Origin of the sequence: Neisseria chenwenguii, from assembly GCF_002216145.1 — a bacterium.
In the GTDB taxonomy this organism is placed as follows: domain Bacteria; phylum Pseudomonadota; class Gammaproteobacteria; order Burkholderiales; family Neisseriaceae; genus Neisseria; species Neisseria chenwenguii.
This window is the reverse complement of sequence record NZ_CP022278.1, coordinates 1408493-1420588: the sequence shown is the minus strand read 5'-3', so window position 1 is coordinate 1420588 and position 12096 is coordinate 1408493. Positions and strand designations below refer to the sequence as shown.

Here is a 12096-nt window from a genome sequence, read left to right as displayed (position 1 = left end):
GGCTTTCTGAAAACAGGTAAAATTGTAGATACGCGATGACATACATAAAAATTATGTCATCAGTAATGAGTCAACAATGAATCACTATAAAGGAAAATCAATGGAAAAATTAAAAAAGCATATTTCACAAAATCTTTTTAAAACCAAAAAAACAGCTCATCACCAAAAAGTAGCTAACAATTTCCACAAAAAAGAAGATAAAAAGATACTAGGTAGTACCATTCATATAGTTTCCTTAAGCTCAATTTTTGGTATGGTATTAGGTGGCATTCTTTCATTTATCTATTTACAAAATATAGGATTACCCAGCATTTTCCCAGAAGTTATCAATCAACCGTCCAGTTTAATCACCATTCTTTTGGTATTTGGGTTGATTACATTCATGATATTTACAAGTTTTTCAGCACCTTGTTTTATCTTTAGCTTCCTATCCGACTTTAAGGAATTCCCGCTAATATTAGATTTTATAAAAACCAAACTAATCAAAAATACAATCCCATTGTCGTTTTTTTCGCTCATATGGCCTATAATCTTCTATTTAGTCTTTGTATTTTTAATTCAAAACTGTGACAGCCTCCCCAAAGATGGTCTAACAATTTTATTCTATGTAACAATATTATTACCGATACCATTTTCTTTATTTTTTTGGAACAAATTCATTTCAAAATCTCTTAAAAACTTGTGGAATCAAAAGAAAAACTGGTTATTTCTTATGGGAATACTATTTTTTATTTCTTTTTTCATGTCATCCTACCCCATACTCATCTATCTCTCGATAGCAACTTGGCTCCCAGAAGGAAACTTACAATTTTTGTATCTCTACCTTGTTGGGATTTTATTATTAGCAGACCTATTCTTAATTACAACTTTCGCAACCACTTATACAAAAAAAGACAAACACAAATATTTAATCATTCCGGCATTTTTTACATTATTTTTATTTATACTGACACCATACTTCACATCAGATCATAGTAACTTTTCGACACGCATACTGAATGTAGTTAGATTTACTGAATTGCCCCAAAATGCTTCTTGGTATTTATTACATAATAACTTTCAAAAAAATGACGGCTCACAAGAGAGTAGCGGAATCGAGCCTAACGATTTACAACGCCTGAAGCAAGTGTTCAAACACCCAAAATCAGAAAATACTTGCTCTCGGCTTGACTATAGAAATAATGCCTTATTTGGTTACATGGCTTGGAACTTGGGCAATACAAAAGTTTTTTGCCCCTCTACGGTAAGTAATATTTCTAAAAAAGAAAACGAACATAAAAAACTATCCGAACTATCCGAGAAATGTTTAGTAATCAACACCCAATTCCTACAACCCATACCAAACAACTATATCGGAACGAACTGGAAATTTGACAATAATTCCGTACCAACAAGCCGTAGTTTGTATGGAATGTAACGCTCAGGTTGGGTTGCCAAAACTAGTATCCACCATGGTTTTAGCAAGAGTAGGTTGGATTAGCTGTAAGCGTAACCCAACAAAACGGCAGCACAACAGTTGCGTTTCCAAGGTTTCACATGTTGTTGAATTATGATTTTTAAATTCAAGTCGCCTAATCTAACCTAGGTTGAGGCCGTCTGAAAAAGTTTTCAGACGGCCTCAAACGATTTACGCGAATATCTCCAAGGTGCTGTTTAAGACAAAGAAAAATCCCAAGAAAACAAAGCGGCTTTGGAATACATCCGCTATCTGTTTAAAGACTACGCCTTCCGCGATGAAGAAGAATTCCGCCTGCTGTAAATCGAAGCGTCCGGTTCAGACAAAGTACAATACTGCCCCGCCACCAACACCACCTTTTTGGAATACGGCGATATTTGCGGCAGGTTGGACGAGGTGGTTTTGGGCACCAACTACGAACGCACGGATGCGGGATTGAAAGTGGAAGTGTTCCGCCATCTGCTGAAACGGAAAAATCTGAACATCAAAGTATCGCATTCGTCCCTGCCGATTAATCCGGTCGGACGGTAGCCTTTGCGTTGCAAACCGTTTGCGAAAATCCGCAGGCTGTAATTCGAAGGCCGTCTGAAATATATAGGGTGGGTGTAAACCCACCATTCCAAAATTTCAAAACAAAACGGTGGGTTTACACCCACCCTACCAGTCATAAAGGCCGTCTGAAAATTTTCAGACGGCCTTTGTCTTTAATTATTCTGCGTTCGGAATCTGGTTCGGCTTGTTTGAACAGCGTAGGTTGGGTTGCCGCAGGTGCCATCCAACAAAAATGTCCAAGTTTTACACTGAGGCCGTCTCAACCATTTTTCAGACGGCCCTGTTATCCGACATTTCTACCGGTACGATTCCGCCGTGGCGTTCGGCATCATGATCCACAATACGATATAGACTAGTATTCCCGGCACGGCGACGCTGGCGCAGGAAAGGATGACAAACAGCAGGCGGGTAAGGAAGGGCGACCAGCCAAGGTATTCGGCGATGCCACCCATCACGCCGGCGATGATGCGGTAGTTGCGGGAGCGGTGCAGTTTGATGAGTTTGGCCATTTTGTGTTTCCTTGTTAATGCTTGCGATACAAATGGTGCGGTTTGGCCGGAAATCAAGTTTGCGGATGAAGCGGATGCCTGTCTGAAAGTTTTCAGACAGGCATTGCTGTGTGTAAACCGCTGTGCCGGCGGGCGGTAATCGGTGTACCATCGCATTGTGCGCGTGCACGAATGTTGTTAATTGATAAGGAGTTGGCGATGAGCAAAAAAATTCTGCTGTTGGCCGGCGATTATGCCGAGGATTATGAAACGATGGTGCCGTTCCAGTTTTTGCTGGGTCTGGGTTATACCGTACACGCGGTGTGTCCGGACAAAAAAGCGGGGGATACGGTGGCGACCGCGGTACACGATTTCGAAGGTGAACAGACGTACAGCGAGAAGCGCGGCCATAATTTTGCTGTCAATTATGATTTCAATGAGGTGAATCCGGCGGATTACGCGGGGCTGGTGGTGCCGGGCGGGAGGGCGCCGGAATACCTGCGCCTGAATCCGCGGGTGCTTGAGATTGTGCAGGCGTTTGACCGCGCGGAAAAACCGATTGCGGCGGTTTGCCACGGTGCGCAGCTGCTGGCGGCGGCCGATGTGTTGCGCGGACGCCGCTGTTCGGCCTATCCGGCCTGTGCGCCCGATGTGCGCGCGGCGGGCGGGGAATATGCGGAAATCGGGCTGGACGAGGCGGTAACCAGCGGTCATTTGGTAACGGCGCCGGCCTGGCCCGCCCATCCGGCCTGGTTGCGGCAGTTTGCAGGCCTGCTGGGGGCGAAGATTGAAATTTGACGCGTCCGGCTGGTGTGTGCCTGTCTGAAAACCGGTTTTTCAGACAGGCATTTTGATGTGTTTGGCCGGTTGTGCCGCGTGGCTTTAAGGGTACGAATAATCGGGCATTATGAAGAAGCGGTTTGGGCTGGCAGATAATGTTTTTCGTGCCGGCGGCGGGCGGAACGAAGTCCGGTTTTGTTTTCAGACAGGCCCCCTGTTACGCTGTCCGACGGTTTGACACATCCGCTCCGTGCCTTTACAGTTTGTTTTTTTGTGTTTAATCAGGCTATTGAGGAGAACAAGATGGGATTGTCCGACGATGACAAAAAAGTGGATGTGCGCAAAATCAAGCCGCAGCCTTATGAAAGCTTTGAGGAAACCGAAGCCAGGCGCGAGCAGGAGGCGACGGAGGTTAATGCGCCGTTGACTGAAGAGCAGAAACGAATTGTGCGCGAGCAAGCGGACATTAATCCTGTGGCGCAGACGGTAAACGATGTATTGAAAGACGATACGCAGAAAGCGAAATAGGCTCGGCTTGCCGTTGATAAGCTGATGACAAACCAAAAGGCCGTCTGAAAATTTTCAGACGGCCTTTTGGTTTGTCAGGATGCGGTTTATTCTGCGCCTGCGGGTTTGTTGCTGGTTTTAATCATCAGCGTCAACACGGCGGCGATCAGGAGGAATACGCCGGCGAAGTTCATGGCGTTGGCGGGATTCGAGCCTAAGAAGACGTTGTAGATGCCGTCAAACAGGAATGTTTTGCCGAAAGTAACGGTTTGGATCAGCATCGGGATAACGATCATCATGTTGACGATACCCATGTAAACGCCGTAACGTTCTTTGGGAATGGAGTGCACGACAATCATAAACGGTACGCCCATCATGCTTGCCCAGCCGATACCGAAGCCGATCATCGGGGCGAACATCAGGTATTTGTCGCTGATGTGCGGGATGGAAAGCAGCGCCAGCGCGGCGAGGGTAACGGCAAAAGCGTGAACGTATTTGGCGGCGTATTTGCGTGCCAAAACCATCAGGCCGAACGCGGAGACGAATGTCACGACGTTGTAGAAACCGTTGACCAAACCAGTCCAGGCAACGGCCTGTTCGTAGGCGTGTTTGTCGGCGGAAGTCGCGTGCCATACGGATTGCACGATGCTGTGGGAAATGTATTGCCAGTAGATGAAGAGCGCGTACCACTGGAAGAGGTACACCAGCGCGAGCTGCCAAAGGGCGGTCGGCATTTCTTTGATGGCGGTGCCGATTTCGGCAATGGCGGGAATGAAGCCGCGCGGTTTGGCTTGGATTTCGGCCATTTCTTCAGGCGTAGGCTCGTCTTCGGGAGTGGACATCACGGTTACCAAAACCGAACCGATCGAGCAGACGGCGCCGATGTAGAACGATCCGAACACCCAGTAGGGAATGCCTGCTTCGGAAGTCTGCGTCAGCCAGCCGATCTGCTGGAAGATATAGAGCGACACGTTGGCCAGCGTAATACCCAAGCCGGTAAACACCGACTGCATCAGGAAGCCTGTGGATTGTTGGTGTTCCGGCACTTTGTCGGCAATAAAGGCGCGGTAGGGTTCCATCGCGGTGTTGTTGGAGATGTCCAAGAGCCACAGCAGCAGCACGGCAACCCACAGCGCGGTAACGTGCGGATAGATAAACAGACACAAGCTGCAACCAATTGCGCCGATCAGGAAATACGGACGGCGGCGACCCAAGCCCGGAATCCACGTCCGGTCGCTCATGGCGCCGATAAGCGGCTGCACCAACAGGCCGGTAATCGGGCCTGCCATGTTTAAAATCGGCAGTTGGCCGGGGTCGGCGTTGAGGAAACTGAAAATCGGGTTGATGGCGGTCTGTTGCAGACCGAAGCTGTATTGGATACCGAAGAAACCGAAGTTCATCAGCATAATCTGACGAAGTGTCATCGCGACTTTGGGGGATATTTTCATTGAACTCTACTCCCGTTGATTAAAATAAATAGGGTTTCCCGTAAACAGCAAAACGCTGCTTTGCAGACAAAGCCGCTGCGGGGTCGGCGGCTGATTCGAGGTATAAAACTACGAATTCTTTTTTTTTCAGACGGCCTGTGTTTTTTCTGAAGCGCATCAGGCCGTCTGAAATTTATTTTGAGATTGTTTTTTTACAAACCGGTATGGGCGGCGGATTTGGGCGGCCGTTTTTTCAGACGGCATTTAACCGGCATTCGCGTTTTTTACAAAAGTCCCGACCTTTTGATTAATATCCATAACAACAGGCCGTCTGAAAACCAAGCATCAACCCAAAGTCGTTACCGACTGCCGCCAAACAGTTCCGCCGGCGACTTTTACCGGCATATCCGGCGCGCTGCCCTTTTCTTCGGCTTCCTGAAACAGCATATCCGCCGCCAGTGCGCCCATGCTCAGGTAGGGAAGCTCGGTGCTGGTCAGCGGCGGGAACAGCGTTTCGGCAATCGCGCTGTGGTTGTCGTAGCCCGCAACCGACATCTGCTCAGGCACGCGCACGCCGCGTGTGCGCAGAATGCCGTATACCCTGACCGCCATTTCGTCGTTGCCGCAGCAAATCACGGTCGGCGGCTGCGGCAGCGAAAGCAGGCGGACGACGGCGGACAGAAGCGGCCCGCTGTCGTTGCGGGCGTCGGGATAACCCGTCTGCACCAAATCTTTGTCAAAGCCGATATTGGCGTCTTCCAACGCACGGCGGTAGCCGGCGATTCTGAGCCGCGTGGCTTCGATGCCCGGCTGAAGGCTTAGATAGGCGATGCGGCGGTGACCGTGGCGGGCGATCTCGCGCACCAAATCGTATTGCCCCTGCCCGTCATCGGGAATTACCGAGGGCGTGCCTGCGGCGTCAAAACAGTTCACCAACACAATCGGGCAGACGTTGACCATTTCGGGCAGCACGATTTCGCAGTGGTATTCGGCCACATACAGAATACCCTCGACGCGGTGTTCCATAAAGGTGCGGATTAACGGCCCGATGTGTTCGGCGCGGCTGTCGCTGTCGGCAATCATCAGCGTTTTGCCGCCCGCCCTCACCTGCTGCTGGATGCCTTTTATCAGAAACATATCGGGCAGGCCGTGAACGCCGTTGTCGCCCGTGCGCGAGATGGCGCCGGTAATCAGGCCGACCAGCCCCGAGCGGTGGGAACGCATATTGCGCGCCGCCAGCGACGGGATATAGCCCAAAGCAGCAATGGCAGTCTCGACTTTGGCGCGCGTCGCCTCGCTGACCGGCGCATCGCCGTTGATAACGCGGCTGACCGTTTTCGGCGACACGCCTGCGCGGGCGGCAACGTCATAAATTGTAGCCATATTACGGTTTCTGCTTTGCCTGTTTCAATAATGTTACACAATATAGCACAACTGACATCGGTGGCATACTGATTTTTTAACACTTCCTTGATGAAAATCAAGCATCAAAACGCAATATGCAAACGAAATTTAACTTTGCCGTCTGAAAAGTAAATCACGGTACAATGTTTAAAATTTCTTTTCCATAATCTGTTTTTCAAACACAAAAAATTGCGCTAAACCATAAAATCGAAGCAGATACTGGCGAATATCGAAAAAGCATCCGCAACGCCGGCGGGCCTGGTATAGGATTAAAAGCTATTATTGCCGTCTGAAAAATTTCAGACGGCATGAAAAAAGCAGGAATTTAGAAGCATCTTATTGTTTTCAAAAAGAATCAACCCAAACCGTTTTTTTCAAAGGAAATCCTATGCCGACCTCCACCGCCGCCTGGCAGGCGCTCACTGCACATTATCAAGCAACGGCAAATATCCATATGCGCGAGCTGTTTGCCGCCGATCCGCAGCGTTTCGACACCATGCATGAAACGCTGCACGGCCTGTTATTTGATTACAGCAAAAACCGGATTTCCGAAGAAACCCTGACCCTACTGTGTAATTTAGCTGAAGAAATCGGGCTGGGCAGCCAAATGCAGGCCATGAAAAACGGCGCCAAAATCAACACCGGCGAAAACCGCGCCGCGCTCCACACTGCCCTGCGCCTGCCCGAAAACGCCGAACCCGTATTGGTAGATGGTGAAAACATCCTGCCCAAAATCCACCTCGAGCTCGACCGCGCGCTCGCCTTTGCCGAAAGCATCATCAACGGCGTGCACACCGGCACCACGGGCAAACGCATTACCGACTTCGTCCACATCGGCATCGGCGGCTCCGATTTAGGCCCGCAGGTTTGCGTGCAATCGCTCAAAGCCTACCGCAAAAACGTGGCTGTCCATTTCGTCAGCAACGCCGACGACGCCGAAATCGCCCGCACCCTCGCCGTGCTCGACCCCGAAACCACCGTGTTCTGCATCGCCAGCAAATCGTTCGGCACACCCGAAACTCTGCTCAACGCCCACGCCGCCCGCAACTGGTACCGCGACGCCGGTCTGCCCGAATCCGGCATTTCCCGCCATTTCTGTGCCATTTCCAGCAACGTCGATACCGCCCGCAATTTCGGCATCCCCGCCGACCGCGTGTTTGCCATGTTTGACTGGGTCGGCGGACGCTACTCCGTCTGGTCGGCCATCGGCCTGCCCGTCATGGTCGCCGTCGGCGAAACCCGCTTCCGCGAGCTGCTGCGCGGCGCACACGCCATGGACGAACACTTCTTCAACACCCCGTTCCGCCGCAACATCCCCGTTTTGATGGCGCTCCTGCACGTCTGGTACAACAACTTCCACCTTTCAGACGGCCACACCGTCGTCCCCTACAGCCACGACATGCGCCGCTTCCCAAGCTGGCTCAACCAGCTCGACATGGAAAGCTGCGGCAAAAGCCGCACCGCCGGAGGGCAGCCCGTCGCCGTTTCCACCGGCGGCATTGTCTTCGGCGAAGAAGGCGTCAACTGCCAACACGCCTACTTCCAACTCCTCCATCAGGGTACACGCCTCATCCCCTGCGACTTCATCGTTCCCATGACCACGCCGCACCGCGTCGGCCACCAGCACCGCTTTACCGTCGCCAACGCCTTCGCCCAAGCCGAAGCCCTGATGCGCGGCAAAACCCAAACCGAAGCGGAAGCCGAACTCGCCAACCAGTCCGAAGCCGAATGCACCGCCCTCGCCCCGCAGAAAACCTTCCCCGGCAACCGCCCGAGCAACAGCTTCCTCATCGACAAAATCAGCCCCTTCAACCTCGGCATGCTGCTGGCCGCCTACGAACACAAAATCTTCGTACAAGGCACCATCTGGAACATCAACCCCTTCGACCAATGGGGCGTCGAATACGGCAAAATGCTCGCCAAAACCATCGAGCCCGAACTCAACCTCGGGCACGAACCCAAGCACGACAGTTCTACCAACGGCCTAATCCGCTTCTATCGGGATTGTCAGGAACGGTAGGCAAGCCAAGTGAAAAAGGCTGTCCGAACCAGATTATCCGTTTCAGACGGCCCCTTTAATTGATTCCTGCAAAATTTCAGGTCAGAACCTTTCCAAGAAAAGCAAATTAAAATTCCAGGCCGTCTGAAAGTATCAAAACTTTCAGACGGCCTGGAACTTTTTTCAAGCAGCTTTTCTCTGCTTAATCGTAATATATCGCTGCCGATATTTCTCCGTATCCACATACATTTCCGTAAGTGCACGTTCTGCACCGACTTGGTAAATCGGCTGGCTGTAACGGTAGCCGCCGCAAACCTGTAAACTGTTTCGGAAAAATCTGCCCAACGGATCAATCATCACATAAGAATCTACCATTTCATTGTTGTTTTCCGAACAAATCAGATGATGGAACTCTTGATGTCTGTCCAAAAACTGCTGAAACTGCGTGTCGTCAATTGATAAATCTTCGGTAATCATGGGCAGCATTTTGAAGATTTTCCATTTGTCGGGCGCGACCTCGGCAATAAAATCAGCCATATTTTCCCGATAATTCAACTGATTCACTACTGTATTGATTTTAATGCCGATATTCGGATTGCCAGCACGGATGGCCTGAATCCGCCGCACAACCTGTTCAGACGGCATAAGTTGATTTTTCGCATGGCGGCCGATGTCTAGATTGGTTTGTCCACTCACTGAATCAATACTGATACCGATACCCTTAAAATCACGGGCAATCACTTCGCACCATTCATCATCCAACAAACTACCGTTGGTAACCATAGACAAAGCCAGCCCTTGCTCGCGCGCCGCGCGGATAATCTGCATGGTCTGTGCTTTGTATAGCAGCGGTTCTCCACCAACCAGATTCAAACGTACGCTGTCGAACGACGTGCCTTTTTGCTGATTAAACAAAACTGGTAGCTTGGCAATTTCCGTTATCATAGCTGCAATGCCGTCTGAAAAATGCAGCAGTTCTCTGCCGCTTTTTTCCCATTTGGCAAAGCAATAACGGCAGACGTAATTACAGGCTTCGGCAATGTGCCAATTAATTGTGAGTTCTTGGTTGTTCATATTTGTACCCCGAGTAAGGTTTGTATAAATTTTCTAAAAAGTATTTACAGCAGTATTGGGCATAGTCCTCAAAACTAACAGGCGGTTTGAGAAATAAGCTGTATATTCCCAGGTTGCTATGGTTATATTGCAAGACTCCGCCGTTTACGGCAGTTCTATAAAATTTTTCTTGTGTTTTACGGTCTATCTTTTTCATTGAGGCCGCTAATGCAAGGCAATCACATGCAATTTCAGATAATTGGATACCAAAATGTCTACTTTTTCCTGCTTCTAATGCCTGTTGAAATAATTCTAATGCTTCGTCAAACTTATTCTGATAAAGCGCATGACGTGCTTTATATTTCAGAATAGGAACATTCCATAATTCACTTTCAGTATTGCTTTCTGCTTGTTTCAGTATTGCTTTCTGCTTGTTTCAGTAAGTTTGTAACTTGAACACAATCATCTGCTTGGCGAATTGATAGGTTTAATTTGTTATGTAATTTTTCTAAAATTACACACATCTTTTCCCTATCTGTTTTAGCATTTTTTTCCAAATATTTCATAAATGATTTTTGTCGTGAACGATTCAAATCTTTATACACATGACGAAGTGCCTCAAAATTGTTTTCTTGCTCTAGAGCTTGAGAATTGTTCAATAAACCCCTAATACGTTCAATGTCGTGTATAAGTTCGCCATAGTAAGTAATGTATTTCAATTTATATTCAACTGCTTTAAGGCTTTTAGGGTACTCAGGGTAGGAAAGAAAATCAGGAAGGTCATCTTCCGCCCAATCAAAATATTGCGTTAATACTTGGCTTAATTCGGCTATTGCTCGATTTTCATATACATCAGATGGCAAAATACCTGAAAAAAGAGTTAAATAATCCAACTGATATTTTTGCAACTCTTTCTCAAAATATTTATTTTCTCTGAATTCGGAAAAGTAGTCTTTATCTCCAACCTCCACATTAGCCTCAACAGTCAAGTTGTAAATAGCATGATAAATATCAATTATTTGTAATATTTTATTGGTAGAAGGTTCTGCACATAAAGGGGATACTTCAGGAAAAAGAAATTTCAATAACCGGATATAGCCATCTTGAAACATACGAGCCATTAAAAAACGGTGGCGGACAATTTTATTGGCCGGTTTTTGGTATCTTTCTGCAACCCATTTCACAAAGTATGCTTTTTCCCAATCTTCGCTCTCTTCATCAGGTATTTGATTTAGCAGTAATTCAGCATATAGCTCTTTGGCATTCAAATTTTTCTTATTCATAAATGCTTTTGCTGCTTGATACTGTTCCTGAAGTGATAAAGAATCTTCCAATTCAAAACAGCCAGAAAACTCCAATTTCAAATCATCACGGAAATATTCTCGAATCGTTGCGACTTCTGGTGTTACGCCGTTTTGCCATTTATTGAACATTCTTTCTACTGAATCTGCCTTATGTTTATTAAATTTACTATCATAAAATTCGGCATATTCCCTTGGGCTTTTTCCCCATAAGTCAAAAAACCAATCCATGACTTGCGGAATAGGCAAATACAATTCTCCCTGTTTTTTTGGCATATGCCAGTCAGGCAGATACCAAAATCGACCACGAGGCATACCTTTATCTAATTGTGGGAAATTCCAAAAAGCAGCTCGGCGAGCTAATGAAGGAGCAAAGTAAAAACCTAATAAATGCCAAATAATATTCCGCTTGTTTGCATTGAAAGTGTATATTTTGCTATATAGCTCGGTATAGCAAAAAGCTGTATCACATAAATTTTGAATGAAATCAAACCGCGCTTTCTCATCTAAATCATCAATTTCAGTAGCTGCACAAATCTCATCAACTATGATTTCTAACATCTGCTCATACTTATTTAAGGTATTCAAATGTTCTGCAAACCGATTTTTTTGATTAGTTTGTTTTTGATAAATGCCTAAAGATTGATGCACTTCTAACAAGATTTTTTCAAAGGTGGGCAAAGTAGCCATTCTTTCCTCCTTAGCAGTATTCAAAGATTGTCATGAATATAACATAGGTAACAGAATTTGCTCACGGACTTTTAACGTACATCATTCTTTTGCATCTGAAGTGATATGTATGCCAAAAGTCCTGTCAGAAAAAATACTACTTCTTCATAATCCGCACATGTTTAATCATTCACGAAAGCGTTCCATGAAGTACAGTTCCAATAAAGACGTTCACCAATTTATTTGTGCGCTGATAAAACATGGTTGGCAGTTTCAGAAGCGCAGGAAGCATGGCGTTTTGATAGAGCCGGTCAAGAGTGTAAAAATTTTCATCTCTACTTCACCGAGTGACTGGAGGGCTTTACTGAAAATAAAGCAGAACATTAGACAAGCGGGGTATGACGTAAAATCCTATTTTATTTAACAAAAAATGCCGTCTGAAAGTATCAAACACTTTCAG

10 protein-coding genes are annotated in these 12096 nt (G+C 47.1%); 5 read left to right on the top strand and 5 right to left on the bottom strand.

Going from position 1 to position 12096, the window contains the following annotated elements:
- Positions 1-100 precede the first annotated feature (100 nt).
- Both BG910_RS07060 and BG910_RS12805 read left to right on the top strand, forming a co-directional pair.
- Positions 101-1417, top strand: coding sequence for an acyltransferase family protein (locus BG910_RS07060; protein WP_123805968.1), 1317 nt, complete (start codon positions 101-103; stop codon positions 1415-1417).
- Between the two features lie 399 nt (positions 1418-1816).
- Positions 1817-1987 (top strand): hypothetical protein, encoded by a 171-nt coding sequence (locus BG910_RS12805; protein ID WP_232462174.1) that lies wholly within the window; start codon positions 1817-1819, stop codon positions 1985-1987.
- A gap of 317 nt (positions 1988-2304) precedes the next feature.
- On the opposite strand, the gene BG910_RS07050 is transcribed toward BG910_RS12805, so the two are convergent.
- Positions 2305-2517 (bottom strand): PspC domain-containing protein, encoded by a 213-nt coding sequence (locus BG910_RS07050; RefSeq protein ID WP_089036232.1) that lies wholly within the window; start codon positions 2515-2517, stop codon positions 2305-2307.
- Between the two features lie 198 nt (positions 2518-2715).
- Here BG910_RS07050 and BG910_RS07045 point away from each other — a divergent pair, with 198 nt between their 5' ends.
- Both BG910_RS07045 and BG910_RS07040 read left to right on the top strand, forming a co-directional pair.
- On the top strand, positions 2716-3294 hold the full coding sequence (locus BG910_RS07045) for a DJ-1/PfpI family protein (RefSeq protein ID WP_089036231.1): 579 nt from the start codon (positions 2716-2718) through the stop codon (positions 3292-3294).
- Between the two features lie 285 nt (positions 3295-3579).
- A complete protein-coding gene (locus BG910_RS07040; protein ID WP_089036230.1) occupies positions 3580-3804 on the top strand; it encodes a cytochrome-c oxidase in 225 nt (74 codons plus the stop codon).
- Positions 3805-3890: 86 nt separating this feature from the next.
- Here BG910_RS07040 and BG910_RS07035 read toward each other — a convergent pair whose 3' ends face one another.
- Together BG910_RS07035 and BG910_RS07030 are read right to left on the bottom strand one after the other, a co-directional pair.
- Positions 3891-5231: an MFS transporter gene (locus BG910_RS07035; protein WP_089036229.1), complete on the bottom strand. Its 1341-nt coding sequence runs from the start codon at positions 5229-5231 to the stop codon at positions 3891-3893.
- A 324-nt stretch (positions 5232-5555) separates the two neighbouring features.
- Positions 5556-6593, bottom strand: a complete 1038-nt coding sequence (locus BG910_RS07030; protein WP_089036228.1) for a LacI family DNA-binding transcriptional regulator — start codon at positions 6591-6593, stop codon at positions 5556-5558.
- A 409-nt stretch (positions 6594-7002) separates the two neighbouring features.
- Here BG910_RS07030 and pgi point away from each other — a divergent pair, with 409 nt between their 5' ends.
- A complete protein-coding gene (pgi, locus tag BG910_RS07025) occupies positions 7003-8634 on the top strand; it encodes a glucose-6-phosphate isomerase (RefSeq protein ID WP_089036227.1) in 1632 nt (543 codons plus the stop codon).
- A gap of 162 nt (positions 8635-8796) precedes the next feature.
- Here pgi and BG910_RS07020 read toward each other — a convergent pair whose 3' ends face one another.
- A complete protein-coding gene (locus BG910_RS07020; protein ID WP_089036226.1) occupies positions 8797-9687 on the bottom strand; it encodes a viperin family antiviral radical SAM protein in 891 nt (296 codons plus the stop codon).
- 371 nt (positions 9688-10058) lie between these two features.
- The gene (locus BG910_RS07015) at positions 10059-11657 is read right to left on the bottom strand and encodes a hypothetical protein (protein WP_089036225.1); all 1599 of its coding nucleotides are present in this window, start codon (positions 11655-11657) and stop codon (positions 10059-10061) included.
- Positions 11658-12096 lie beyond the last annotated feature (439 nt).